Source organism: Pseudomonas sp. IT-P2 (assembly GCF_949767575.1).
GTDB lineage: Bacteria > Pseudomonadota > Gammaproteobacteria > Pseudomonadales > Pseudomonadaceae > Aquipseudomonas > Aquipseudomonas pharyngis.
In genome coordinates, this window is the sequence record NZ_CATKQA010000009.1 from 14,774 (window position 1) to 40,122 (window position 25,349).

Sequence of the window (25,349 nt, forward strand, 5' to 3'; positions counted from 1 at the left end):
GACATGAACAGCCTCGACGAATTGAACTCGGCGTCGGTCCTGCGTTTCGGGCCGTACGCGTTCCATTTGCGCCAGCGGCTGATCCTCGAAGGGGATCGGCAATTGCGCATGGGCGGGCGTGCGCTGGACATTCTGCAAGTGCTGGTCGAGCGCGCCGGCCAGGTGGTCAGCAAAGAGCAATTGATCGCGCTGGTGTGGCCGACCTCGGTGGTCGAGGAGATCAACCTGCGGGTGCACATCGCCGCGCTGCGCCGGGCCCTTGGCGACGGCGAAAAAGGCCAGCGCTACATCGTCAATGTGCCGCAACGCGGGTACAGCTTCGTGGCACCAGTGCAGGGCGACAGCGCCGCCCACGTGGTGTTCGAAAACCTGCAAGCGCCCCAACACAATTTGCCCGCACGACTGACGCCGGTCACCGGGCGCGATTCACTGGTCGGTGGTCTGGTCCGGCAATTACCGCTGTCCCGGCTCCTGACGGTGACGGGGCCTGCCGGCGTCGGCAAAAGCACCGTGGCACTGCGCGCAGCGGAACTGCTGCTGCAACATTTTCGTGACGGCGTGTGGCAGGTGGATCTGTCGCTGGTCGGCGATGACATCCCGCTCCTCGATCACCTGCTGAAAACCCTCGACACTGATTTCCCCACCCTCGCAGCGCGTCACGCCTTGCTGGTGCTGGACAACTGCGAGCATCTGCACGAAGCCTGCCGGAACCTGGTGCAAAAACTCCTCGACGCCGCGCCCCGTCTATCGATCCTGGCCACCAGTCGCGAACCGTTACGTCTCGGTCTGGAAGTCCTCCAGCCGCTGCCGCCACTGACCCTTCCCAAAGCCTCGGCCCTCAACAGTGTCGCCGAGGTCATGGGCTATTCGGCGGTGCAGCTGTTTGTCAGTCGTGCCCGTGCCCGTCAACACGGCTTCAGTCTGCGTGAACAGGATCTGGAAACGGTGCGCGATATCTGTCGGCGGCTCGATGGTCTGCCGTTGGCGATCGAACTGGCAGCGGCACAGATCGATGCCTTGGCGCTGGTCGGCCTTCAGACGCAACTGGATCAAGGTCTGCAAGTACTGAGTCACGGTCGCCGTACCGCCGTGCCACGCCATCAGTCGATGAAGGCCGCGCTGGACTGGAGCTATCAGCGCTTGAGCGAGCAGGAACAACGCGTGCTGCAACGCTTGTCGGTGTTCAAGATGGCATTCACCCTGGACGCCGCTATCGGAGTGATCAGTTGCGCGCAACTGCCACCCTCGACACTGGTGGCCGTGGTCGAACAGCTAGCGGCCAAGTCGTTGCTGACCACAGATCGGTCCAGCGGAACACTGCGCTATCGAATGCTCAACACGACGCGCCGCTATGCCCGTGAACGGCTGGAGCAGTGCGGCGAGCTGAATGATGTCGAGCGTCGACACACGCGTTACCTGGGCCGCACCCGGCCGGCCTCAAGCGGCCGACTGAGCGCGCAGTTCGTCGAGCAGTAGACGTACCTTGCGCAAGTCCGGGGTGGCATATCCTTCGGTGAAGCGCTGGTAGACCGGCGCCAGCAATTCGATAGCCTCACGATAACGCGACTGGCGCTGCCACCACTGAGCCAGCGACGTTGCGCTGCGCAGTTCCCAGGCCAGGGCGCCTTGTGTCCGTGCTATCTCAAGCGATTGCTGCAAGGCGCTTTCGACCGTGTGATGGCAGGGCGATTCAGCCGCCAGCAATCGCTCGGCCCGGGCCCGCAAGATCTCCGCAGTACTCCAACCGGCTGCGCCACTTTGCGCCCGTTCCAGCAATGCGTCATCGACGAAATCCGGATCCAGCGTGACCATGATTTCCCTGACCAGACCGCTGTCGGCGGGCGGGATGGCGGGGGCCTTGTCAGCATCGATCACCTGCGCATAGTGTCGCGCCCACGTATAGAACAGCAGCACCGAATGCTTCTGCGCCTGTTCGAGCAGCAGTTGCAGCAGCGCGCGTGCGTTTTGTACGTCGCCGTTGTAATGGGCGATCAGGCACGAGGCGAGAGCCAGGGTGTAGCAGATCGAAGTGCCATGGTTGATCTGCACTGCGATGTCCAGCGCCTGCCGCGCCGTGCGCCAGGCCTGCTCGGGAAAACCTTGCAACCACAACACCCGGGCGAGGACGGTCAGCGAGGCGACGCTCTGGTCGTATTGCACGCCGAAACCGTGAGTGAAGCGGTTGAGGTGGCCGCTGTGGGCCATGCGCTGAATGACCTGTTCGGCATGGATTCGCGCCTGATGCTGATCGCCGGCGTAATGCAGCGCGAGCACCCGCAAGCGATGGGTACTCAAGGACAACTGCGCATCGCCGTGCACGCCGAGGCTTTCGAATTGCTCGCTCTGCTCCAGCGCCATCTGGTAATGCCCGCAACTGAGATTGACCGCCATGTGCCCCGACACCGCGCGCAATTGGCCGGCCATGTCGTCGTGCCGTTGCGCCAGCAACCGCGCACTGACGAAGGCTTCGATGGTTTCCGGCGTGCCGCCCCAGGTGTGGTAGCAGGCGCTGCCGAGGGCCAGTTTCAAGGCGATTTCCAGTCGCGGGCAGGGCTCGTCGGATGACGCCAGCAACGCCAGTGCCCGGCGCACATGAACGCCGTACTCCTTGAGCAGGGACAGTTCCTGCCACAACGGTGCCGAGGTCGCCGTCAGGCTTACGCCGAGCGCGCGCGAGCCTTGGTCATTCAGCGTCCATTCAAGCGCCGCGCGCAGGTCTTCAAGGCCCCGGGCGTAACGCTCGATCCAGACTTCGGTCGCCGTGTTCTCCCAATCGGCCTGGGCCTGATACATCAGCGCCAGGCTGCGTTCGGCATGACGCTCGCGGGTTTCGCCGAGCTCGGCGGCCTGGTCGAGTTTTTCCAATGCATAGCGACGAGTGGTGTCGAGCAGGCGATAAAACACTTCCTCATCACCGACCTCGACGTTGAGCAGCGACTTGGCGACCAGTTGCGTGATCGAGGCGAACACTTCGTTCGACTCGATGTGCTGACCGACGATAACCGCCGCCGCAGACTCCAGCGTGAACGCGCCACGGAATACACCCAGTCGGCGCAGGCCGGTCTGTTCGCAGGCGTTGAGCAGATTGAAACTCCAGTCCAGCGTAGCGCGCAGGGTTTCATGCCGACCGAGGCGAGTCTGGTTGCCAGCCGGCAAACGCCCCTGGAGCTGACTCAGCAAACCCTCCAGCCCAAGGCCTGCCACCTGCGCTGCGGCCAGTTCCAGTGCCAGCGGGATGCCGTCCAGCCGCCGACAGATTTCGATGATCAAGGGCAGGTCGGCGTTGCCCGGCTCAAAGTGTTCGTGGGCCGCCATCGCCCGTTCGACGAACAACTGCAACGCAGAAAACCCCATCGCCTGATCGCGGTCGAGCACTGCAATCGGTGGCGGGCAATCGAGAGATTCCAGGCGCTGCACATACTCGCCCTCGGCGCGCAGGCTTTCGCGGCTGGTGGCCAGAATATGCACCTGCGGCGCGCCACGCAGAATGCTTTCGCTGAGCAGTGCGACGGCGTCGATCAAGTGCTCGCAGTTATCGATCACCAGCAGCATCTGCCGCTCGCGCAGGCTGTTGATCAGGCAGGCCATCGGCTCGCTGTCATGCAGCGAAAGGTCCAGCAGGGCGGCGAGGTGCGAGCAGATCGAGCCCGGATCGTTGAGCGGTGCCAGGTCCAGCAGCCGAATACCGTCGCGATAACGGCCGATCAATTGTTCGGCGACACGCAGGGCCACGGTGGTCTTGCCGATGCCGCCGGGGCCGACCAAGGTGATGCAGCGCTGGCGCGGCAGTTGCGTCATCAGGCTGTCGATCACCGACTGGCGCCCGATCATCCGCGTGCGCCGCAATGGCAGGTTATGCCGGCCGAGGTTGGCGGCGGCAGGGCGTTGTTCAATCGATTGCAACACGACCGGCGCGACGAAACTGTAACCACGCTGCGCCACGGTGACGATGTAGCGCTGACCGGCCTGACCGTCACCGAGGGCCTTGCGCAGTGCGGCCATGTGCACCCGCAGGTTGATGTCTTCCACCACGCTGTCCGGCCAGACCCCGGCGATCAACTGCTGCTTGCTCACGACCTCGCCGGCGTTGGCCAGCAGGATCAGCAGAATGTCCATGGCGCGGCGGCCCAGGCGCAAAGGCTGGTCGCCTTCAAGCACCAGCCGCTGGCCGGGGTGGATCCGATAGGGGCCGAAACCGATGGCCTGATTCGGGGAAAAACTCAACCGCTCACTCCTTCGACGTTTTTTATGATCCTGGTCCGCCTCGGTGAAGAGTCCGTGACGGGCAGGGCGGATGGCGACTTGAGGGGCACGCAAGCCGTCTGAACCGCAGTATCCGGGCATATTCCTCAGGATTTGGCGCCAGCGCAATGTGCACGTTGGGCGCGCGTCCGGGAATCGCTCGGCCTCCAGTGCCGTCACCACTGTATTTAAAGGGTGGAAACCGTGCCCGCTGACCCGACAGCCGGGGAGAATTAACAACGATTAACTCGTCCGTGCCGGCTTCAGAGCCAAAACTGCGGGGCAATGGAATGCATACGTCCGGAGGACGCTGCGATGAGCAAGGTGGTGGTGGTCTATCACAGTGGCTACGGGCATACCCGCGTCATTGCCCAGGCTGTGGCCCAAGGTGTGGAACGCCACCTGGGCAGCACCTGCCTGTTGCTGGCCGTGGAAGACGTGGAAGCCCACTGGGATGACTTGCACCGCGCCGACGCCATCATTTTCGGCGCGCCGACCTACATGGGCAGCGCGTCGGCGGCGTTCAAGCAATTCATGGAGGCCACGGCCTCGTTCTATCTCGCCCGGCCGTGGCGCGACAAGCTCGCGGCGGGCTTCACCAATTCCGGCAGCCTGTGCGGCGACAAGCTCAATACCCTGCTGCAAATGGCGGTGTTTGCGGCCCAGCATTCGATGATCTGGGTCGGGCTCGATCTGTTGCCGGCGCGTGCGTGCCAAGGTGTTTTCGACGGTCAATTGAATCGCCTCGGCAGCTCCCTCGGTGCGATGTCCCAATCCAGTGTCGAACAACCGCCCGAACACGCACCGCCGCTGGAAGACCAACAAACCGCCGCGCACCTGGGCGAGCGGGTGGCGCGACTGGCGCAGCGGATGGCTCGCGGATGAAACCGCCTCAGCGGTTTTTCATGACCTGACAACGCCACGCAAACGGATTGATCCCTTCGCTGCGGGTGAAGATGTGGCAGAAGTGCGCCTGATCGCAGAAGCCGCATTCCAGGCTGATCTGCGTGAGGCTGTGGTTGGTCTGCTGGATCAACAGCTTGGCACGGGCAATGCGCTGGGTACGGATCCAGTCTTGCGGCGAGTACCCGGTACTGCATTTGAACGCCCGGGAAAAATGACTGCGTGACAGTGAGCAGGCGCTGGCCAGTTCGGTGACTTCAAGGCTGTCGCCGAGGCGTTCGAGGATCAGTTGTTTCACCAGGCGTTCCCGTTGCGGGCTGAGGCCGCCGGTGCTGGATTTGCGGTGTTCGCTGGCAGGGGCGAGGGCGACGGTTTGCTGTAAGTGAGCCATGGCCTAGGTCCGTGTCGGGGGGGAACGCACGGTCAGCGCTTTCCCTCAGGTCAAAAAAACAACGCTGCGCAGAGGGATTCATTGTTTGGTGAAGGGCGAGTGCTGACGAGTTAAACGTTGTTAATTCCACCGTCGGCTGCAACTCAGCACACCGTTGCAAGTCGCCATGAGGGGAACCGGGCAGGATGGCGAAGATTGGGGGCGGGCCATAAGGGGCCGCAGAATCGGGCTCGGGCGAGGGGATGCATATGAAAGATTTGGTACGCGGCGTAATCGGCTTGGCGTTGGTCGGTGTGATGTCCAGCGCCATGGCGCAGGCACCGCAGGTCGGCACGCAGGCGCCGGGTTATTTCCGGCTGGCGCTGGGCGATTACGAGGTGACGGCGCTGTTCGACGGCTACAACGATTTGTCGCCGAAGCTGTTGCAGGGCATGAGTCAAAGCCAGATTCGCGCGCTGCTGGCCCGGCGCTCGATTGAAACGCCGGGCGTGCAGACCGCGTTCAATGCCTTCCTGGTCAACACCGGCAAACAACTGATTCTCGTGGATACCGGCGCGGGCCAGTGCATCGGCGCCACCGCCGGCCAGCTCTCGGCGAACATGCAGGCAGCGGGTTACAAGCCTGAGCAGGTCGACGCGATTCTGCTGACGCACCTGCACCTGGATCACGTCTGTGGGCTGGTCGACGGCCAGCAACGGCCGATCTTTGCCAATGCCACGGTTTATGCAGCCAAGGCCGAAGCCGATTACTGGCTCGATCCGCAGGCCGAGGCCAAGGCGCCGGCCGGTGCCCGGGAGTTTTTCAAGATCGCCCAGGATTCCACTGCGCCTTACGTGGCGGCCGGGCGCTTCAAGACGTTCGCAGAGGGCCAGTCGCCTTTGCCGGGTGTGGTCGAAGCCACACTGGAAGCCGGGCACACGCCGGGCAGCACCACCTACCGCTTCACTTCGCAGAACCAGAGCATCGTGTTCATGGGCGATCTGGTGCATAACCTGGCGGTGCAGTTCGATCATCCGGAGGTGTCGATCCGCTTCGACGTCAACGGTCAGCAGGCGATCAAGAGTCGTAACGCCGTGTTCAGTGCAGCGGCGGCCAGCAAGACCTGGGTCACGGCCGCGCACTTGCCATTCCCGGGCATCGGCCACATCACGGCGGTCGACAAGCACTTCCAGTGGGTGCCGGTCGAATACGGCCCCTACAAACGCGCGGCCAAAGTGCCGCTGATCGAGTAAAGTTCCCACCTTTCACGTCAGGCTAAAACAAGGAAAACGTGCCCCATGAACCGTAACGATCTGCGCCGCGTCGACATGAACCTGCTGGTGATTTTCGAAGCGCTGATGTTCGAAAAGAACCTGACCCGCGTCGCCGAAAAACTGTTCATGGGCCAACCGGCGGTGAGCGCGGCGCTAGGGCGTCTGCGCGATCTGTTCGATGATCCGCTGTTGCTGCGCAATGGCCGGGGCATGGAGCCGACGGCGCGGGCGCTGGCGATTCTCCAGGAGCTGCAACCGGCGATGGACGTGATTTCCGGCGCGGTCAGCCGGGCCAAGGAATTCGATCCGGCGACCAGTTGCGACGTGTTTCGCATCGGCTTGTCGGACGATGCCGAATTCGGTCTGTTCCCGCCGCTGCTGCGCCAATTGCAGGAAGAAGCGCCGGGGATTGTCGTGGTGGTACGTCGAGCCAATTACCTGCTGATGCCGGGGTTGCTGGCATCGGGGGAGATCTCCGTCGGCGTCAGTTACACCACCGATCTGCCGGCCAACGCCAAGCGCAAGAAATTGCGTGACATTCCCTGCAAGGTCCTGCGTGGCGACAATCGTCCGGGCCCGCTCACGCTTGACGAGTATTGCGAGCGCCCGCACGCGATGGTGTCGTTCTCCGGAGACCTGAGCGGCAACATCGACATGGACCTGGCCAAGGTTGGCCGCAGCCGCCGTGTGGTGCTTGGTGTGCCGCAGTTCAGCGGATTGCGCGCGCTGCTGGCGGGCACCGAGATGATCGCCACCGTGCCGGATTACGCGGCGTGTGCGTTGGTCGAAGGCTGTGCGTTGCGGGCTGAAGATCCGCCGTTTCCGATTGATGCGGCGCAACTGTCCATGGCCTGGAGCGGGGTGCATGACAACGACCCGGCAGAGAAATGGCTGCGTTCGCGGATCAGTCAGTTCATGTCGGTGACGCTGGATATTCCGGCGGTTTAGCGCGGTGTTGAAAGGTGTTTAGCGTTACTTCCGGTAAGCCACAACGCCTTGCGCCTTTGCCTACGTGTACGCCAGAATCCGCCGGCTTGTGCGCCTCTGGGGCGGGTTCTATTGTTCGCCGGTCGCTGAAAAGCAGCGATCGGGTTTAGCAGCCCGGATCTACTCTAGACGCACAATGCCCTTCGTTCGTGATCAGGCTTACGCCTGACCGTCCACGTTATGGCGGCTTTGCGTGGGGCACTTCGGTGCGCCGGGTTCTAGAGTCCTGGTCTGCTAACCCGCGTACGGCCGCCACCTCTTTCGTTTAGCAGCGAAGCGTGGCGCCTCCACTACTCTAGAGGCTTTATCCATGATCAAACCAACGCCAAACCCGCCTGAAACCGACCCCACTTCGCCCTACGAAACCCTCGATTCCAAGAAATTCCACGAAGCCGCCGAGCGCGCCCTCGACCACTACCTCAATCCGCTGCTCCCCAGAAAACCGCTGCTCAAACCCAACACCCGCTACCTCATCGCCCCCGGCATCGACAGCGAAGAACTGCTGGCCGACGCCTGCGAAACCCTGACCTCGGCCAAGGTCATGGCCAATGACTTCGCCGGGCTGGTGGACGGCCCGCAGCGGCATGTGCTGTTGGGGATTGCGCAATTGATCATGCTGGGGGAGCTGGCGGTGAATCGAGTGCTGGATAATCTGGAACTGAAGGCTGAGGCGCCCGCTGTAGCTTGATCGACTGATCGACTGATCGACTGCTCACCTGATCGTTCCCACGCTCTGCGTGGGAATGCAGCCCGGGACGCTCCGCGTCCCAAAGAGCGGACGCAGAGCGTCCATTGAGGCATTCCCACGCAGAGCGTGGGAACGACCGACGGTGCTCTCAAAAAAGAGAGCACACCCATCCAATTTCCCCCCGGTCAATCATTGCACTATTCCCTGCAATGATTGATCAAGGGTGGGCCCATGAACGCTGTACAACGCAATGACCAGGCGCAAGATCTCGGCCTGCTGTTTCTGCGGGTCGCCGGCGGATTGTTTCTGCTGTTCGTCCACGGCTTGCCCAAGCTGTTGGACTTCACCGCGCAGCTGCAACAGATCGAAGATCCGTTTCACCTCGGGGCCCATCTCACTTTGATTCTGGCGATCTTCGCCGAAGTCCTCTGCCCGCTACTGATCGTCGCCGGGGTGCTGGCGCGTCTGGCGTGCTTGCCTATTCTCTTTGTGCTGCTGGTGGCGCTGCTGCTTGTGCATCCGCAATGGAGTGTGGCCGAAGGGCAGTTCGGCTGGTTGCTGTTGATCCTCTTCACCACTGTTCTGATCGCCGGGCCCGGACGGCTGGCGCTCAATGTTCGTTTGCCCGGAGTACTCCGTTATGCCTGATGCCCAGACCCTGAAAAAACCGGGACCCGAAGAAACCGTGACGCTGATCGTCAAGCACCGGGTCAAGGCCGGTTTCGAGCAGCCTTACGAAGCCTGGCTGCGCAACATCGTCAGCGTGGCGGGGCGCGAAGAAGGGCACTTGGGCGTGGACGTGATGCGCAGCCAGCAGGGCGGGCTCGCACTGTTCACCTGCGTGCTGCGTTATTGCTCGACCGAGGCGATGCAGCGCTGGCTCGATTCGCCGCAGCGTCAGAAGCTGATCGACGAAGCCGCGCCGATGCTCGCCGACGGCGACCAGACCGAAGTCAATGCGGCCAACGAATTCTGGTTCACGCCGCTGGCCGAGGCCGGCTCACCGCCACCGCGCTGGAAGCAGGCTGTAGTGACGCTGCTGGTGATCCTGCCGCACACCTTGCTGGTGCCGCTGATCTGGGGGCCGCTGCTGCAACTCAATGCCTTTCTCTCCAACTACGTGGTCGCCACGTTCCTGATCACCCTGACCATCGTGGTGTCGGTGGTCTACGTGTTCATGCCGCCCGTGACCCGTTTGTTCGCGCCGTGGCTGGAAGCCGGTCAGTCACACAAACACCTCGAATCCAATGCCAATCCGCCGCGCTGAAGCGGCGGGTCCGGGCTCCGTTTCACTTATCTCGAAGGAACTGCGATGAACGCCGATCTGATTCTGTTCAATGGCCAATTTCATACGGTAGACCGCGAAAAACCCCTCGCCAGTGCCGTGGCGATCAAGGACGGTCGTTTCGTCGCCGTCGGTAACGATGCCGAGGCGATGGCCCTCAAGGGCGCCGGCACTCAAGTGGTCGACCTCAAGGGCCGCTGCGTGATTCCCGGTCTCAACGACTCGCACTTGCACCTGATCCGTGGCGGCTTGAACTACAACCTCGAACTGCGCTGGGAAGGCGTGCCGTCGCTCGCCGATGCGCTGCGCATGCTCAAGGATCAGGCCGACCGCACGCCGACTCCGCAATGGGTGCGCGTGGTCGGTGGCTGGAACGAATTCCAGTTCGCCGAAAAACGCATGCCGACCCTCGAAGAAATCAACCAGGCCGCGCCGGACACCCCGGTATTCATCCTGCACCTGTACGACCGTGCGTTGCTCAACCGCGCTGCGTTGCGCGTCGCTGGCTACACCCGTGACACGCCAAACCCGCCGGGCGGAGAGATCGTGCGCGATGCCAACGGCAACCCGACCGGCATGCTGGTGGCGCGGCCGAACGCGATGATTCTGTACTCGACGCTGGCCAAGGGGCCAAAGTTGCCGCTGGAATATCAGGTCAACTCGACCCGCCAGTTCATGCGCGAACTCAATCGCCTCGGCCTGACCAGCGCCATCGATGCCGGCGGCGGTTTCCAGAACTACCCGGACGATTATCAGGTGATCGAACAACTGGCCAAAGACGACCAGCTGACCGTGCGCATCGCCTACAACCTGTTCACCCAGAAGCCGAAAGAAGAGCTGACCGACTTCCAGAACTGGACCGGCAGCGTCAAGTTGCATCAGGGCGATGACTTCCTGCGCCACAACGGCGCCGGCGAGATGCTGGTGTTCTCGGCAGCGGACTTCGAAGACTTCCTCGAGCCGCGCCCGGACCTGCCGCAGACCATGGAACAGGAGCTGGAGCCGGTGGTGCGCCATCTGGTCGAGCAGCGTTGGCCGTTCCGTCTGCACGCCACCTACAACGAATCGATCAGCCGCATGCTGGATGTGTTCGAGAAGGTCAACCGCGACATTCCGTTCAACGGTCTGCCGTGGTTCTTCGACCACGCCGAAACCATCACCCCGCAGAACATCGAGCGGGTGAGGGCACTGGGCGGCGGCATCGCGATTCAGGATCGCATGGCGTTCCAGGGCGAATACTTCGTTGACCGTTACGGCAAACAAGCCGCCGAAGCCACCCCACCGATCAAGCGCATGCTCGCCGAAGGCGTACCGGTCGGCGCGGGCACCGATGCCACCCGGGTGTCGAGCTACAACCCGTGGACTTCGCTGTACTGGATGGTCAGCGGTCGCACCGTTGGCGGTCTGGCGCTGTACGAAGAAGGGTTGCCACGCAGCACCGCGCTGGAACTGTTCACCCATGGCAGCGCCTGGTTCTCGTCCGAGCAGGGCAAGAAAGGCCAGATCAAGGTCGGGCAACTGGCGGACCTGGCAGCGCTGAGCGCGGACTTCTTCAGTGTCGAAGAAGAAGCGATCAAGTGGATCGAGTCGGTCATGACGGTGGTTGGCGGCAAGATCGTGTACGCCGCCGGCGACTTCGAAGACCTTGGCCCACGTTCGCTGCCGGTGCTGCCGGACTGGTCGCCGGTGGTGAAAGTCCCGGGCCACTGGCGCCCGAATTCGCCCTTGCAGGCCCAGGTGCACCAGTGCAGCGGCCCGTGCGCAGTGCATACCCACAGCCACGAAAAAGCGCGGATGTCGAATGCGCCGGTCAGCGATTTCGCCGGTTTCTGGGGCGCGTTCGGCTGCTCCTGCTTCGCGTTCTGATCCTATTGAAAAAAGCGTCGCTCTGTGTGAGCGGCGCTCCCCGCAATAACCATCCATCGAGGAGTTTCACATGAGCAACGTTCCTTACAGCCGCCTGAACAAAGACGATGCCGTTGTGCTGTTGGTCGACCACCAGACCGGTCTGATCTCGCTGGTACAGGATTTCTCGCCGAACGAGTTCAAGAACAACGTGCTGGCACTGGGCGACATCGCCAAGTTCTTCAACCTGCCAACCATCCTCACCACCAGCTTCGATTCCGGCCCGAACGGCCCGATCGTGCCTGAGCTGAAAGAGCAATTCCCGGACGCGCCGTTCATTGCCCGTCCAGGCCAGATCAACGCCTGGGACAACGAAGACTTCGTCAAGGCCATCAAGGCTACCGGCCGCAAGCAACTGATCATCGCCGGTGTGGTGACTGACGTGTGCGTGGCGTTCCCGACCCTGTCGGCCATTGCCGAAGGTTTTGAAGTGTTCGTGGTCACCGACGCTTCCGGCACCTTCAACACCACCGTGCAACAAGCGGCGTGGGCGCGCATGTCGGCTGCCGGTGCACACCTGCTGAACTGGTTCGCTGTGGCTTGTGAGCTGCAAGTCGACTGGCGCAATGACATGGAAGGCCTGGCGAATCTGCTGTCGCAGCGTCTGCCTAACTATCGCAACCTGATCAACAGCTATACCAAGTTCACGGCCCAGTAATTGGCTGAACAAAATGCCCGCTGAAGAGCGGGCATTTTTTCGTCTGTAGCAAAGGGCTCAGCGCTTTTGCAACCACCCCAAAAACCCACCCTTGCGAACCGGTACAGGCTTGGCCATCAGCGCCAACCGACTGTTCTGCTGCCGTACCGCCTGCAACTTGTTCAACGCCTGACCCACTTCACTGCGTTGTTCCATGCACTGGCGGGTCAGGTTCTTGTCGAGGCGATAAATGATCGACGACGTCAGCGCCGTGAACGTCGCCTGCGAAGGCGTGTCGGCCAGAATGCTCTGTTCGCCCATGACCTCACTCGGCCCCATGCGCCCGGCCTCGGTGAAGCCGCTGCCGTCCGGCACGCTGGCGCTGACCACGCCGGTGGCGATGACGAACAGGCTGTCCGGGACTTCCTCCAGATTGAGCACTACCTGCCCGGCGCTGTACTGCTGCGCGACCATCGATTCGGCGAGGCGATCGCGTTCCTCGTGGCTCAGCGAGCGGAAGATTTTCACTTCATCGAGCAACGCGCGAGCGCGGGTAGAAGGTTCGATCACGCCATCCGGATGCCGCGAAATGCCAGCCGCTTCAAGGTGCCGGTGGGCGAGGTCGAACAATTGATTGCGCACCTCGCTTTTCTTGCCCAGTTCGGCGATGAATCCGCTGGCCACGTATTCCGACATTTCTTCGCCGGCCTCTTTCAGCACCGCTTTCGGCGCTGGCGACAACAACAAACTGCTGCTGCCTTGCAGCGTGCGGTCGAGGGCGTCGAGCACCCGGCGCGGGCGGATGTGGTTCGGCACCTTGATGCTGATCGACACGCCGTGCAGGTTGTTCGGCCGGCTGAGGTTGACGATCTTGGCCTTGGCCGCCACCGAGTTCGGCACCACGGCCAGAGTGCCACTGCTGGACAGCAGGTGCGTGGCGCGCCAGTTGATGTCGAGCACCTTGCCCTCGACGCCGTCGATGACCACCAGATCATCCACCTGATACGGCTTGGTGGTGTTGAGCACGATGCCGGAAAACACATCGGCCAAGGTGCTTTGCAGCGCCAGACCGATGACGATCGCCACCACGCCGGAGGTCGCGAGCAGGCCTTTGACCGGCAGATCCAACACATAACCGGCCGCCGCGACGATGGCCGCCAGAAACACCAGCGCACCGATCACGTCCTGCAGCAGGCGGCCGCTGTGGCCGATGCGGCGCATCAGGATCAGGCCGATGACTTCGGTCAGCACCCGCGCGGCGTACAGCCACCAGAGAATCCCCAGCGCCGTCGCCCCGAGTTGCGTCACCGGGTCGTCGGCAAACAGCGGCGCCTGCAACGGGCTGACACCCGCGTTGATGGCCAGTGCGTTGAAGCCCAGAAACAGCACCAGTCGCACAGCGACCCGTTGCGCGCGATGCTTGAACGGCACGAGATGCCAGAGCAAGGTGTCGAGCACCAGCAGCAGGGCGCTCCAGGACAGCAGGTGGGCAGAAAAAAGACTCATGAGTCGAACTCCGGCGGGCACAAAAGAAAACGCCACACCCGAAGGTGTGGCGAGGGGTTGCACTCAGTTCAGGTGGGTCTTGAGTTCTGCCGCGGCCTGGCGCACGGCGGCTTTGACTTCAGGAATCCCGTTCAGCGGGTTGAGCAGGCCGAAGTCGTGAATCATCCCGTTGTAGCGCACCGAGGTCACCGGCACGCCAGCCGCGTCGAGGTGGCGGGCGTAGCCTTCGCCTTCATCACGCAGCACGTCGAACTCGGCGGTCTGCACCAGTGCGGCGGGCAGGCCCTTGAGCTGTTCGGCGCTGGCGTTGAGCGGCGAGGCATGGATCTGCGCACGCTCGGCCGGGTTGGTGGTGTAGTTGTCCCAGAACCACTGCATCATGCCTTTGGTCAGGAAGTGGCCTTCGGCGAATTGCTGGTACGAGCCGTTATCGAACCCGGCGTTGGTCACCGGCCACATCAGCAACTGGAAGCGCAGGGCCGGGGTTTTCTGTTCCTTGGCCATCAACGCCACGACCGCTGCCATGTTGCCGCCGACGCTGTTACCGGCCACCGCCAGACGCTTGCCGTCGACACCGATTTGCTTGCCGTGCTCGGCGACCCATTTGGTTGCGGCGTAAGCCTGATTGATCGCGGTCGGGTACTGCGCTTCCGGCGACGGCGTGTAATCGACGTACACCGCGACTGCGCCAGAACCCACCACCAGATCACGGATCAGGCGTTGGTGCGTCGGGAAGTCGCCCAGCACCCAGCCGCCACCGTGGAAGAACATGAACACCGGCAGCTCGCGTTTGACCTTGGCCGGACGCACCACTTTCAGGTTGATCGTCTGGCCGTCGACCTTGATCGCCTTGTCGCTGACTTGAACGCCGGACAGATCAACCTTCACCGAAGCCTGGGCGCCGGTCAGCACCGCACGGGCGTCTTTCGGGCTCAGTTGTTCAAGTGGTTTGCCACCGCCGGCGGCGAGGGCGTCGAGGAAGGCCTGAGTGTTGTGTTCGACGCCAGTGCTTTCGGCGGCGAAGGCGTTGCCGATGGACAGGGCGAGGAGGGAAGCGGCGAGGGTTTTCTTGATGTTCATGTGCAAATCCTTTTTAAGTCGTTTGAGTTTTTATGCCTTGGGATCGGGCTGCTGTGGCGCTGGGCTTCAGGCCTCAGCAACACCGTGAGCACAGATTAATGAGGTGCCGGAAAGTGAAAAAGCGGCTATAAAGCGTTTAACTGTCCACCAGAGAGTGACAATGAACCCGTTCGAAGACATGCGTATTTTTTGCCAGGTCATGGACTCCGGCAGCTTCACGGCGGCGGCCGATCAGTTGGGCCTGTCCAAGCAGTTCGTCAGCCGTCGGTTGATGCAACTGGAGGAGCGCCTCGGCGTGCGATTGCTCAACCGCTCGACCCGGCGCCTGGACGTGACGCCGCTGGGCCAGAGCTATTACGAATCGGCGCTGCGCCTGCTCGGTGAAGTGGAGTCGGTGGAGCAGGGCATCGCCGGGCAGACCGCCGAGCCGCGCGGGGCGATTCGCGTGAGTGCGCCGCTGTCGTTTGCGCTGGCCCATCTGGGCTGTCTGCTGCCGCCGTTTCTGCAGCGTTATCGCGAGGTCACGGTGGAGGTGGACTTGAGCGACCGGCCGGTGGATCTGCTGGGCGAGGGTTACGACCTGGCGCTGCGTATCGGCGTACTGGAAGACTCGACCCTGATCGCCCGACGCATCGCGTCAATCGAGCGAGTGTATTGCGCCAGTCCTGGGTATCTGGCCGAACGCGGTACGCCGGTCAAACCGGAAGATCTGCTTGGCCACGACTGTCTGCCTTACGGCCACGGGCGTTCGGTGCAGTGGCGGTTCAATGCGGGGCAGGGCAAGCCGCTGCTGGTGAATGTCACCGGGCGGATGCGCGTCAACAACGGTGAGTTGCTGCGGGATGCGGCGGTGGCGGGGATGGGGATTACCTATCTGCCGACGTTCATTGTCGGCGCGGCGCTGAAGGATGGACGGCTGGTGCCGGTGTTGGACGAGTTTCGGCCGGAACCGCTGACCCTGTCGGCGGTGTACCCGCAGCATCGTCAGGCATCGCGGCCGGTGCAGGCGTTGATCGAGTTTTTGCGTGAGCGGCTGGATCAGAATCATGTCGCTCTCTAGGTTTTGCGGTGAACTGGTGGGCACCGATGAGCCCTGTGTGAGTCGGGCTTGCCCGCGATAGCGGTGGGTCAGTTAGTGATGCTTTAACTGACCAGGCCTCATCGCTGGCAAGCCAGCTCCCACAGGGATTGCGGTGCTTTCAGTTCGGTTCAGTTGGCGCGCTTGTCATCGCCAGGCTCGCCGCCAACGTGTACGCCACGGTCATCACCGATCTCGCCAGCGCGATGTACGCCATGGTCGTCACCGATTTCACCAGCGCGGTGTACACCATGGTCATCGCCGATTTCACCAGCGCGATGCACGCCGTGGTCATCACCGATCTCTCCGGACCGATGCACACCATGGTCGTCGCCGGGTTCAGAATGCGTGCCGCTGCGACCGGATGACGCCGTGTTGCCGGAATGTCCCGAGCCGTGGTCACTGCCACTGTGGCCACTGTTGCCACCACCGCCACTGCCACTGTTGCCGCCACCGCCGCTGCCGCCGTGACCACCACCATTGCCACCGCTGCCGCCCCCGCCATTACCGCCACCACCGCCACCGCTGCCGCCGCCTCCATTACCGCCACCACCGCCTCCGCTACCGCCCCCTCCATTACCGCCGCCCCCCCCACCGTTTCCACCGCCGCCGCCACCGCCGCTTCCTCCACCACCACTTCCCCCTTCCTTGGCCTGAACACTCGACACCCCGGACAGGCTGTCCGGAATCAGTACGGTAGACGCCGAGAGGACTGCGCCGATGGACATTGCGAGCACGAGCTTTTTAATGTGCATATCGTTCTCCGTCTTTGTTGTCTTGATTGGGAACGTGGATGTGCCTTGTTTTTGCGTGTGATCCGACCCGTTCCCGAGGTCAGTGGATACTCGAAGCCAGTTCGAAGATCGGGATGTACATCAGGATCACGATCACCCCGATCAACAGGCCGATGAAGGTCATGAGCAGCGGCTCGAACAGACGCACGAACCACTCGATCCAGCGGCTGATTTCCTCGTCGTAGAAATCGGCGCTGCGTTCCATCATTTGCCCGAGGTTGCCGGACTGTTCGCCGGCGCGCAGCAGGCGCAGGGACACGGGCGTCACCAGACGATTGAGCTCCAGCGCAGTGGACAACGACTGCCCCTCGCGCACCCGTTCGCAGGCCTGATCCAGGCGTGCTCGCGAGGCCACGGTGAGCAGGCCCCGCACCATGCCCATGGCCGTCACCAGCGGAATCCCGCCTTGCAGCAGAATCCCCAGTGACCGGTAAAACCGCGCCAGCTCATACATGAAAATCCGCTGGTGCACGGCGGGCAGTTTCTCCACCAGCCGATCCAGCCCACGGCGAAACGCCGGTTGTTTCTGCAGCACGGCGAGGGCGATGACGATCGTCGCCAACAGGCCGAAAAACTCACCCTGATGGGCGTGCAGAAACATGCCGCTGCTCATCAGGATCTGCGACAGCCACGGCAGGTTCGAGCCCAGCCCTTCGAACACCAGGCTGAAGCGCGGCACCACGTAGCCCATCAAAAACAGCACCACGCCACCGCCGACCACCAACAACAAAAGCGGGTAGATCGAGGCGCTGACGATCTTCTGCCGCACTTCGTCCATGCGCTGGCGATAGCTCACGTAACGGCCCAGCGCATCGCCGACCGCGCCGGTCTTCTCGCTGGACTGTACCAGCGCCACGTACAACGGCGGGAACACCGCCGACAACTGGCCGAGCGCCTGGGAGAAGGATTTGCCCTCGTACAGCAGCCGCACCAGCTCGCTCAAGGTTTTGCGGGCGGCGGGGGCGGTTTCTTTTTCGGCCAGGCTTTCCAGCGCATCGATCAGCGGCAGGCCGGCGTTGAGCAGGGTGGTCAGTTCCTGGCTGAACAGCACCAGGTTGAAAGTTTCACGCTTGCTCAGGCGCAACGAACGCCAGTGCCTCTCGGCGTGCAGGCTGACCACGCGCAAGCCCTGATCCTCGGCAATGCGCCGCGCCTCGCTCTGACCCGGCGCCTCGACGCTCAGCGACACCACCCCGGCCTTGCCCACTGCTTTGAGTTGAAATCGCATGCCGTGTGCTCCGCTTATTGCCAGTTGGTGACTTCGGCGTTTTCGCCATCGCCGCCGGGCTGGCCGTCCTTGCCCATTGAGAGCAGGTCGTACTCGCTGTTTTCGCCGGGATAGCGGTAGGTGTAGTTACGCCCCCACGGATCCTGCGGCAGTTTTTTCTGCAAGTACGGGCCCGTCCATTTGGCTTCGTCGCTCGGTGCGGTCACCAGCGCCTGCAAGCCCTGTTCGGTGGACGGGTAATGGCCGACCTCCAGCCGGTACAGGTCCAGCGCCTTGCTCAGGCCTTCGATCTGCGCCTTGGCAACCTTCACCTCGGAGCGCCCCAGCTGGGCGAAATATTTGGGCGCGACGATCCCGGCCAACAGGCCAAGCACCACCAGCACCACGAGCAGTTCGAGCAGGGTGAAACCGCGTTGGGCACGCGGACGAAAATGCAGCTTCATGATGACCTCCCGTGAGTGGCAGCCGTGTCGCCGAAAGGGCTTATGCAATTGCCATGCTCAGCCCCCGATAAATTCTGTGGTCGGGCTGAAGCCCTTGTATTACGGGCTTTTCAAGAGTCGGCACAGTGCTTGCGTACGGCTGATCAACGACGGGTCAGTGGGGCATTTCCCCCAATTTTTCGGGGCCTGTCAGGGGAGGCCCAATGATCCATTCATTCACTGCAGGACTGCTCGGCTGCGTGCTGTCGGTCGGTGTCGCACAAGCCGATGTCTTCGTTTCCATGGACGCCAAGGGCAGCTACGTGCTGTCGAACGTCCACCGTCCCGGACGCACTTACGAGCGGGTGATTCGCGAAGCCGATGCGCCCCTGGTCAGCCTTGACCAGCAACCGCAATTGATCGCCAACCAGCCTTACGCCGAGCTGGTGTCAGCGGCGGCCAGTGCCAATCACCTGCCCGAGGCGTTACTGCACGCGGTGATCAAGTCCGAATCCAACTACAACCCCGGCGCCACCTCGCCCAAGGGCGCCGGCGGATTGATGCAATTGATGCCCGACACCGCCCGCGAGCTGGGGGTGAAAGACGTCTACGACCCCAAAGCCAACATCCAGGGCGGGGCCAAATACCTCAAGCGTCTGATGACCCTGTTCGACAACGACATTGCTCTGGCCGTAGCGGCTTACAACGCCGGGCCTGACGCGGTGCTCAGCCGCGGCCGGGTGATTCCTCCGTTCGCCGAAACCCAGCGCTATGTCCCGAGCGTGCTGCGTCAGTACCGGCGCTTGCAGGGGCTGGCGGTGGATGCGCCGTTGTAAAGCCTTTTTTTTCTAAATCCAGCCCCGGCTTTCCCCACTATCGGGGCAAACCCAAGGGGCCCGGAAAAGTGGGGAAACGGGTGGGGAATATCCCCCGCATTCTCAAGTGACCTGTGTAACTGATTGAGATGGAAGGCAATTTTTTGTGGCATGCGGATTGCTCTCAGGGCTTTAACGAGAATCGTTCCCTGTGAGCACCCACTACGAGGTTTCCGATCATGGTTGGCATTCACCACGCTCCGCCCCTGTTGAACTGTCTGCTGTTGCTGGTCTCGATGCTCAGCGTCGAACTGGCCAGCGCCGCCGTGCGCTGCGAGCGCAATCTGGTGGCCAATGTGGTCGCCTTCGATCAACCGCTGATGTTCAACCGCCTCGGTGCGCAAAACGCCAACGGCATGATGTACGCCCTGCGCCGCGATGTCGTCGATGAGCATGACGTTTCGCTGGCCTACGGCGGCAGCGCGGTGCCGGGCAAGGTATCGCTGCGTGCGGACAAGCGTCCACGGCCGCTGGTGCTGCGGGTGGCCGCCGGTGATTGCCTGACCATCAACCTGCAGAACCTGCTCGATTACCAGGCCAACCCGAACAAGCACTTCGAAGGGCCTGAAGGCGAGGAGGGCACCGTGAACCCCGGTGGCGCCGATGCCTTCAAGGTCGACGAGCAGGTCGCCGACCGGCATGTCGGTTTCCAGGTCAACGGCCTGCAAGCGGTGAACAGTATCGATGACATTTCTTCCTACACCGGGCGTAACGCCAACACCCTGGTGCCGCCGGGCGCGAGCCGTTCGTACGTGCTGTACGCCGAGCGCGAAGGGGCGTTTGCCGTCAGCAGCCGTGGCGCGACATTCGGCGGGGAGGGCGCGGCCGGCAACACCGCCAATGGCCTGTTCGGCCAGGTCGTGGTGGTGCCGAAATCGGGACGCACCTATCGCAACACCCTCACCGAAGAAGAAATGCGTCTGGCCACCACCGGCCGTACACCGGCCGGTCACCCCATCGTCGATTACCAGGCCCGCTACCCGCAGCGCGAACCGTGGCTGCGTGAAGGCAAGGCCGGCACGCCGATCATCAGCATGGTCGACGGCAACGAAATCATCTCCAGCGAAAGCGACGCCATCGTCATGGGCAGCAATGCCGATGGCAGTTTCGCGCCCAGCACCTATCCGCTGGAATCGGTGGGCAAACGCAACCCGGCGATCCCCAATCGCCTCGAGCCGTTTCGCGATTTCGCCTCGCAGTTCCAGGACGAAACCGCCGCTACCCAGGCATTCCCCGCCTACTGGGCCGACCCGGTCATGGCCCATGTGCTGGAGCCGACCCGCGACTCGTTCATGATCAACTACGGTTCCGGCGGCATGGGCGCCGAAGTGGTCGCCAACCGCCTCGGCGTGGGGCCGATGCACGACTGCCTGTCGTGCGCCTACGAAGAATTCTTCCTCAGCTCGCACACCGTCGGTGACGTGGCGATGCTGGTGGACGTGCCGGCCAATACCGGGCTTGAGAACATCGCCCCTGGCCAGACGCCGAGCGCCGATCAGGTTGGCGTCAAGGCCACCATGGCCCTGTATCCGTCGGAGCCATCGAACGTCAACCACAGCTACATCGGTGACTTCGTCAAATTCCGCAACACCCACAACGGCCACGAACAGCACATCTTTCACCTGCACGGCCATCAGTGGCTGTTCAACCCCAACGACGACAACTCCGATTACGTCGATGCCCAAGGCATTGGTCCAGGCGCCGGCTATACCTACGAAATCGCCAACGGTGGCTCCGGCAACCGCAACCGGGTGGCCGGTGATGCGATCTATCACTGCCACTTCTACCCGCATTTCGCCCAGGGCATGTGGTCGATGTGGCGGGTGCACGATGTGTTCGAGGAAGGCACCCGGCTGGAAGTCTCGCAACAGGGCGCCGATGGTTATCACAGCGAACCTTACGCACTGCGCAGCGGTAAACCCGCCGCCGGTGCCCGCGCCTTGCCGGATGGCGAGATCATCGCCGGCACGCCGATTCCTGCCGTCGTGCCGCTGCCCGGCAAAGCCATGGCGCCGATGCCGGGCAAAGTGGTGGTGGTGCCGAAAATCGGTGAAACCCTGGTCGCCGGCCACGATGAGGACGATGAGGAAGAAGAGGGCGATGACGACGGCGAACACCACGGCGGCAACGGTGGTTCGCAAGCCATCGGTTCCCTGGCACTGGTCGATCGCAGCGAGGCCAACCGTAACGCCGACGGCAGCCTGAAAAACCCTGGCTATCCGTTCTGGATCGGCGGCATGGAAAGTTCGGTCGGCCAACGTCCGCCCACTCCACCGCTGGACATGCTCGACGCCGCCACCGCGCAATCGTTGAAAGCCAGCGGCAAAGCGCTGTGGGCCAACCTCGATCCGAATCAGTCCGGCGGCTGGGATGGCGGCTTGCAGCGTCACACCCTCGACGGGGTGGCGGCCGGAGGCGAGGCGCACACCGTGACCACCTCGCTGGACTTCTCCAAGGAAGTCACCCGCGCCAAACCGATTTACCTGCCCGAAGAGGGCACCGAAGTGGAACAGGCGGCGATGGCGTTCCACGCGAAAAAGGATCACCCAAGCTTTGCCTTGCTGCCCGGCAACCAGATTGTGGCCAAGGCCTTCCGCACCAACGGCGCCTTGCCGATTGCCGGCGCGCCGTACTACGAACCGTGCATGGACGACCGGCAAAAACGCCTGACCAGCAGCGCCGGCAGCGGTGAATTCGCCAGCGGCGATCGGCTGGACGGTATGTCCTTCGTCGGCGCCTCGACCTTCACCGCCGACCGGCCACGGATCTACAAGGCCGCCAACATCCAGTTCGACGCGGTCTACAACAAAGTCGGTTATCACTTCCCGCAAGCCCGGATTCTGGCGTTGTGGGAAGACGCCTGGCCGGTGATCACCAAGCAGCGTCCGCCAGAGCCGCTGGTGATGCGCATGAACACCTTCGACTGCGTGCAGTACCAGCAAACCAACCTGGTGCCCGCCACCTACGAGATGGATGACTATCAGGTGCGCACGCCGACCGACGTGATCGGCCAGCACATTCACTTGCCGAAGTGGGATCTGACGGCTGCCGACGGCTCCTCCAACGGCTGGAACTACGAGGACGGTGTGCTCTCCCCAGGCGCCGTTCAGGAACGCATTCACGCGATCCGCGAATTCAACCAGTGCGAGGGCACCGACCCGCGCGACGGCACCCAGGCGTGCCCGAAAGCCAAGGCGCATCCGTTCTTCGGCCAGTTCGGGCGCAGTGACTGGATGGGCGCACGCACGGCCATGCAACGCTGGTTCGTCGACCCGGTGGTCAACGCCAAGGGCGTGGATCGCGGGCTGGGCACCATCTTCACCCACGACCACCTCGGCCCATCGACTCACCAGCAGATCGGGCTGTATGCCACGGTGCTGGCGGAGCCGGCCGGTTCCACCTGGTTCCACGCCGAAACCGGGGAGCCTCTGTACAGCGGCGCGCGCCAGGACGGCGGGCCGACCTCTTGGCAGGCGGTGATCAACACCGGCGACCTCGACGGCGACGGCAAGAACGACAGCTTCCGTGAGTTCTTCCTCGAATACAGCGACTTCCAGCATGCCTATGAAGCCGGTGTGTACGTGGGCGCCGGCCCCAACGGTGTGCCCAATCCGCAAGCGTTCCCGGCCACCGCCGACAGCTTCCGCTACGCGATCAATCCGCCGGTGCGCAACAACGCCAGCACCCTGCTGGAAGGCGTGCTGGAAGTGCAGGGCGGTCAGGTGCCGGGTTGCCCGAGCCGGCCTTGCCCGCAAGCAATCTCCGTGGATGATCCGGGCATGTTCGTCGTCAACTATCGCAACGAGCCGCTAGCCCTGCGGGTCTACGACCCGAACAAGGTCGGCCCGGACGGCAAGCGCGGCATGCAGGCCGACGGCCTCGGCGGCGATCTGGCGTACGCCATGCAAAGCCGTACCGACCGGGCGATCCCGGCGATGAACCTGGCGCCGAACCTGGTCACGGCTGCCACCGGCCCGACTGGCGGCACCACCCTGTTCCCGCCGCACATCAACAAGGGCGGCAGCGAGCCGGGCGATCCGTTCACCCCGATGCTGCGTACCTACACTGGTGACAACGTACGCCTGCGGGTACATGCCGGCGGACACGAAGAAGAGCACAACGTCACCCTGCACGGCGTGAAATGGCTGCAGAGCGGTTCCGGTTTCGGCAACAGCTCCAACTCCGGCTGGCGCGCCTCGCAGATGATCGGCATCTCCGAACAGATGGGCTTCATCGCACCGGTGTCGATGCTGTCCAGCTCTGCGGCGACCACCGGTGACTATCTGTACTCGATGGACGCTTCGATCGAAGGCTACTGGAGCGGGATCTGGGGCGTGATGCGCAACTACACGGCCAAACGCAATGACCTGTTCGCCATCCCCAACAACCCGAGTCCGGCGGGCATGCGCAACACCGTGGCCTTCGAAGGCAGTTGCCCACGGATCAGCGCCAACCCCAACGGCATCGGCACCCGGCCGACGGTGCAGCGCAACTATGAAGTGGTCGCGGCGCTGGCCAACGACATCCTCGGCAACTCGCTGGGCCTGAGCATCGGCGATTCGGCCGGGCTCGGTCAGCATGTCGGCGGGCCGCTGAATCCGGCGGGCGGCACCCTGGTGCTGAACTCGCGCACGGTGAGCATCCCGCAGGTCACGGTGACCGATCCGGAGGACGGCGAGACCATCACCATCGGTGGCCAGAGCGGGCCGCTGCATGATCCGACGGCGATCCTGTATGTGCGCAAATCCGACCTCGATCCGGTCAGCGGCAAGCTCAAACCCGGCATTCCGGTCGAACCGCTGGTGCTGCGCGCAGCGGCCGGGGACTGCATCAATATCACCCTGGAAAACCGGCTGCCGAGCGTGATGCCCGACCTGACTCAGACTGCCGTGATGCAGGGCATCGTCAAACGTGATCGCAACAGCGGCCTGGGCTCGACCACTTTCAGCAACAACCTGATGCGGCCGTCCAGCCATGTGGGTCTGCACGCGCAACTGCTGGCCTATGACATCACCAAGTCCGACGGTGCCAACGTCGGCGCCAACCCGGTCCAGACCGTGCCACCACGGTTGGGCAGCAGCGGCGCCTATCCGACCCGTACCTATCAGTACTACGCCGGGCACCTGGAGCGTGAAGGCAAACCGGTCACGCAACTGGGGCGCAGTGTCGACAACATCAACGCCACTGCCGTGGAGTTCGGTGGCCTGAACTTCACCCCGGCGGATGTGATCAAGCAACCGCAAAAAGGCCTGGGTGGTGCGATGAGCATCCTGCCGATCGGCGCGACCTGGGTCGACGATGCGCGCAAGGTCAACGCCACGGTCACCGCTCCGGGGCAGACGACTTACCGCGACTTCGCGATGGTCTGGCACAAGGCGCTGAACACTCGCTGGGCCAATGGCCGGCCGGTCGAAGGCATCGCTGCCGAGGGCTTCGGCGTGCCGACCGATCCGCAGGACAACTCGAGCATGGCCATCAACTACAAGACCGAACCTTTGTGGTATCGCTTCGGCCTCGCCCCGGATGCGCCGTTCGGCCATGCCGATGGCGCGGGTTACGGCGACATGACCAACGCGCACATGGCCTACAGCAATGCGCTGGTGGGCGGCGATCCTCAGACGCCGGTGCTGTACGCCAAACCGGGTCAGCCGTTGCGTACGCACATCCTGATGCCGAGCGGCGGCAGTCGCGGCACGACGTTCCAGCTCGACGGACACGTCTGGTCGCTCAACCCGTTCCAGGCCGAGAAGAGCGACACCGGCGGCTACCCGATGGGCACGCCGGGCGTGGGTTCGGTGCGCTTCGGCTACAACCCGATGTCGATGTACATCGGCGCTCACGAAAGCATCCTGCCGGCGGCGCACTTCAGCTTCATGATCCCGAGCGCCGGGGGCAGCAACGCGATACCGGGGGACTACCTGTTCCGCGATTACGGCGCCTATGGCAACACCTCGGGGCTGTGGGGATTGCTGCGGGTGACCAATGAGCCGGAGCCGGCGCCGCCTGCTCAGTAAGTGCCAATGCGCGACCTGTGGGAACCGGTGAACCCGCTCCCACAGGTGGGGACAGGATTTG

The 25,349-nt window shown here is 63.1% G+C and carries 19 protein-coding genes; 12 read left to right on the forward strand and 7 right to left on the reverse strand.

Annotated features, from left to right (window positions below; genetic code table 11):
• Positions 1-3 precede the first annotated feature (3 nt).
• On the forward strand, positions 4-1,476 hold the full coding sequence (locus tag ACM6JM_RS06010) for an ATP-binding protein (RefSeq protein WP_414881456.1): 1,473 nt from the start codon (positions 4-6) through the stop codon (positions 1,474-1,476).
• Here the strand turns inward: ACM6JM_RS06010 and ACM6JM_RS06015 are convergent.
• Positions 1,438-4,224, reverse strand: coding sequence for an ATP-binding protein (locus tag ACM6JM_RS06015; protein WP_414881457.1), 2,787 nt, complete (start codon positions 4,222-4,224; stop codon positions 1,438-1,440). The genes ACM6JM_RS06010 and ACM6JM_RS06015 overlap by 39 nt on opposite strands.
• A 333-nt stretch (positions 4,225-4,557) precedes the next feature.
• Here ACM6JM_RS06015 and ACM6JM_RS06020 point away from each other — a divergent pair, with 333 nt between their 5' ends.
• On the forward strand, positions 4,558-5,127 hold the full coding sequence (locus ACM6JM_RS06020; protein ID WP_074687715.1) for a flavodoxin family protein: 570 nt from the start codon (positions 4,558-4,560) through the stop codon (positions 5,125-5,127).
• A 7-nt stretch (positions 5,128-5,134) separates the two neighbouring features.
• Here ACM6JM_RS06020 and ACM6JM_RS06025 read toward each other — a convergent pair whose 3' ends face one another.
• A complete protein-coding gene (locus ACM6JM_RS06025) occupies positions 5,135-5,536 on the reverse strand; it encodes a helix-turn-helix domain-containing protein (protein ID WP_039771519.1) in 402 nt (133 codons plus the stop codon).
• 248 nt (positions 5,537-5,784) lie between these two features.
• On the opposite strand from ACM6JM_RS06025, the gene ACM6JM_RS06030 reads away from it, so the two are divergent.
• The 7 genes from ACM6JM_RS06030 to ycaC all read left to right on the forward strand — a co-directional run bounded on the left by ACM6JM_RS06030 (position 5,785) and on the right by ycaC (position 12,312).
• Positions 5,785-6,768 (forward strand): MBL fold metallo-hydrolase, encoded by a 984-nt coding sequence (locus ACM6JM_RS06030; protein ID WP_085655185.1) that lies wholly within the window; start codon positions 5,785-5,787, stop codon positions 6,766-6,768.
• Between the two features lie 45 nt (positions 6,769-6,813).
• Entirely contained in the window at positions 6,814-7,737 is a 924-nt protein-coding gene (locus ACM6JM_RS06035) for a LysR family transcriptional regulator (RefSeq protein WP_011333412.1), read from the forward strand.
• A gap of 349 nt (positions 7,738-8,086) precedes the next feature.
• Positions 8,087-8,464, forward strand: a complete 378-nt coding sequence (locus ACM6JM_RS06040) for a DUF6124 family protein (protein ID WP_064378892.1) — start codon at positions 8,087-8,089, stop codon at positions 8,462-8,464.
• A 231-nt stretch (positions 8,465-8,695) separates the two neighbouring features.
• Positions 8,696-9,112 (forward strand): DoxX family protein, encoded by a 417-nt coding sequence (locus ACM6JM_RS06045; RefSeq protein WP_085667851.1) that lies wholly within the window; start codon positions 8,696-8,698, stop codon positions 9,110-9,112.
• Positions 9,105-9,731, forward strand: a complete 627-nt coding sequence (locus ACM6JM_RS06050) for an antibiotic biosynthesis monooxygenase (RefSeq protein WP_039771510.1) — start codon at positions 9,105-9,107, stop codon at positions 9,729-9,731. The genes ACM6JM_RS06045 and ACM6JM_RS06050 overlap by 8 nt, the downstream gene beginning before the upstream one ends.
• Before the next feature lie 45 nt (positions 9,732-9,776).
• Positions 9,777-11,615 carry an amidohydrolase gene (locus ACM6JM_RS06055; protein WP_011333416.1) on the forward strand — a complete coding sequence of 613 codons (1,839 nt, stop codon included), beginning with the start codon at positions 9,777-9,779 and terminating at the stop codon, positions 11,613-11,615.
• A 70-nt stretch (positions 11,616-11,685) separates the two neighbouring features.
• Positions 11,686-12,312 carry an isochorismate family cysteine hydrolase YcaC gene (gene ycaC, locus ACM6JM_RS06060; RefSeq protein ID WP_039771508.1) on the forward strand — a complete coding sequence of 209 codons (627 nt, stop codon included), beginning with the start codon at positions 11,686-11,688 and terminating at the stop codon, positions 12,310-12,312.
• 57 nt (positions 12,313-12,369) lie between these two features.
• Here the strand turns inward: ycaC and ACM6JM_RS06065 are convergent, their stop codons facing one another.
• Both ACM6JM_RS06065 and ACM6JM_RS06070 read right to left on the reverse strand, forming a co-directional pair.
• The gene (locus ACM6JM_RS06065; RefSeq protein ID WP_414881458.1) at positions 12,370-13,797 is read right to left on the reverse strand and encodes a mechanosensitive ion channel domain-containing protein; all 1,428 of its coding nucleotides are present in this window, start codon (positions 13,795-13,797) and stop codon (positions 12,370-12,372) included.
• Positions 13,798-13,860: 63 nt separating this feature from the next.
• A complete protein-coding gene (locus ACM6JM_RS06070; protein WP_414881459.1) occupies positions 13,861-14,877 on the reverse strand; it encodes an alpha/beta hydrolase in 1,017 nt (338 codons plus the stop codon).
• Positions 14,878-15,037: 160 nt separating this feature from the next.
• On the opposite strand from ACM6JM_RS06070, the gene ACM6JM_RS06075 reads away from it, so the two are divergent.
• A complete protein-coding gene (locus tag ACM6JM_RS06075; RefSeq protein ID WP_039773254.1) occupies positions 15,038-15,937 on the forward strand; it encodes a LysR family transcriptional regulator in 900 nt (299 codons plus the stop codon).
• Between the two features lie 149 nt (positions 15,938-16,086).
• Here ACM6JM_RS06075 and ACM6JM_RS06080 read toward each other — a convergent pair whose 3' ends face one another.
• From ACM6JM_RS06080 to gspG, 3 genes are all read right to left on the reverse strand, one after another.
• Entirely contained in the window at positions 16,087-16,710 is a 624-nt protein-coding gene (locus ACM6JM_RS06080; protein ID WP_414881460.1) for a hypothetical protein, read from the reverse strand.
• Positions 16,711-16,789: 79 nt separating this feature from the next.
• Positions 16,790-17,977: a type II secretion system F family protein gene (locus tag ACM6JM_RS06085; RefSeq protein ID WP_007956102.1), complete on the reverse strand. Its 1,188-nt coding sequence runs from the start codon at positions 17,975-17,977 to the stop codon at positions 16,790-16,792.
• A gap of 14 nt (positions 17,978-17,991) precedes the next feature.
• On the reverse strand, positions 17,992-18,420 hold the full coding sequence (gene gspG, locus ACM6JM_RS06090; RefSeq protein WP_102688630.1) for a type II secretion system major pseudopilin GspG: 429 nt from the start codon (positions 18,418-18,420) through the stop codon (positions 17,992-17,994).
• 203 nt (positions 18,421-18,623) lie between these two features.
• Between gspG and ACM6JM_RS06095 the strand changes: the two genes are divergently transcribed.
• A complete protein-coding gene (locus ACM6JM_RS06095) occupies positions 18,624-19,235 on the forward strand; it encodes a lytic transglycosylase domain-containing protein (RefSeq protein WP_064378899.1) in 612 nt (203 codons plus the stop codon).
• 218 nt (positions 19,236-19,453) lie between these two features.
• A complete protein-coding gene (gene mnxG / locus ACM6JM_RS06100; protein WP_414881461.1) occupies positions 19,454-25,288 on the forward strand; it encodes a manganese-oxidizing multicopper oxidase MnxG in 5,835 nt (1,944 codons plus the stop codon).
• Positions 25,289-25,349: the final 61 nt, after the last annotated feature.

Excerpts from the sequence above, each read along its gene's own strand:
- ACM6JM_RS06010 (WP_414881456.1), top strand. The coding sequence starts at position 4 with ATGAACAGCCTCGACGAATTGAACTCGGCGTCGGTCCTGCGTTTCGGG.
- ACM6JM_RS06020 (WP_074687715.1), top strand. The coding sequence starts at position 4,558 with ATGAGCAAGGTGGTGGTGGTCTATCACAGTGGCTACGGGCATACCCGC.
- ACM6JM_RS06025 (WP_039771519.1), bottom strand. The coding sequence starts at position 5,536 with ATGGCTCACTTACAGCAAACCGTCGCCCTCGCCCCTGCCAGCGAACAC.
- ACM6JM_RS06030 (WP_085655185.1), top strand. The coding sequence starts at position 5,785 with ATGAAAGATTTGGTACGCGGCGTAATCGGCTTGGCGTTGGTCGGTGTG.
- ACM6JM_RS06035 (WP_011333412.1), top strand. The coding sequence starts at position 6,814 with ATGAACCGTAACGATCTGCGCCGCGTCGACATGAACCTGCTGGTGATT.
- ACM6JM_RS06040 (WP_064378892.1), top strand. The coding sequence starts at position 8,087 with ATGATCAAACCAACGCCAAACCCGCCTGAAACCGACCCCACTTCGCCC.
- ACM6JM_RS06045 (WP_085667851.1), top strand. The coding sequence starts at position 8,696 with ATGAACGCTGTACAACGCAATGACCAGGCGCAAGATCTCGGCCTGCTG.
- ACM6JM_RS06050 (WP_039771510.1), top strand. The coding sequence starts at position 9,105 with ATGCCTGATGCCCAGACCCTGAAAAAACCGGGACCCGAAGAAACCGTG.
- ACM6JM_RS06055 (WP_011333416.1), top strand. The coding sequence starts at position 9,777 with ATGAACGCCGATCTGATTCTGTTCAATGGCCAATTTCATACGGTAGAC.
- ycaC (WP_039771508.1), top strand. The coding sequence starts at position 11,686 with ATGAGCAACGTTCCTTACAGCCGCCTGAACAAAGACGATGCCGTTGTG.
- ACM6JM_RS06065 (WP_414881458.1), bottom strand. The coding sequence starts at position 13,797 with ATGAGTCTTTTTTCTGCCCACCTGCTGTCCTGGAGCGCCCTGCTGCTG.
- ACM6JM_RS06070 (WP_414881459.1), bottom strand. The coding sequence starts at position 14,877 with ATGAACATCAAGAAAACCCTCGCCGCTTCCCTCCTCGCCCTGTCCATC.
- ACM6JM_RS06075 (WP_039773254.1), top strand. The coding sequence starts at position 15,038 with ATGAACCCGTTCGAAGACATGCGTATTTTTTGCCAGGTCATGGACTCC.
- ACM6JM_RS06080 (WP_414881460.1), bottom strand. The coding sequence starts at position 16,710 with ATGCACATTAAAAAGCTCGTGCTCGCAATGTCCATCGGCGCAGTCCTC.
- ACM6JM_RS06085 (WP_007956102.1), bottom strand. The coding sequence starts at position 17,977 with ATGCGATTTCAACTCAAAGCAGTGGGCAAGGCCGGGGTGGTGTCGCTG.
- gspG (WP_102688630.1), bottom strand. The coding sequence starts at position 18,420 with ATGAAGCTGCATTTTCGTCCGCGTGCCCAACGCGGTTTCACCCTGCTC.
- ACM6JM_RS06095 (WP_064378899.1), top strand. The coding sequence starts at position 18,624 with ATGATCCATTCATTCACTGCAGGACTGCTCGGCTGCGTGCTGTCGGTC.
- mnxG (WP_414881461.1), top strand. The coding sequence starts at position 19,454 with ATGGTTGGCATTCACCACGCTCCGCCCCTGTTGAACTGTCTGCTGTTG.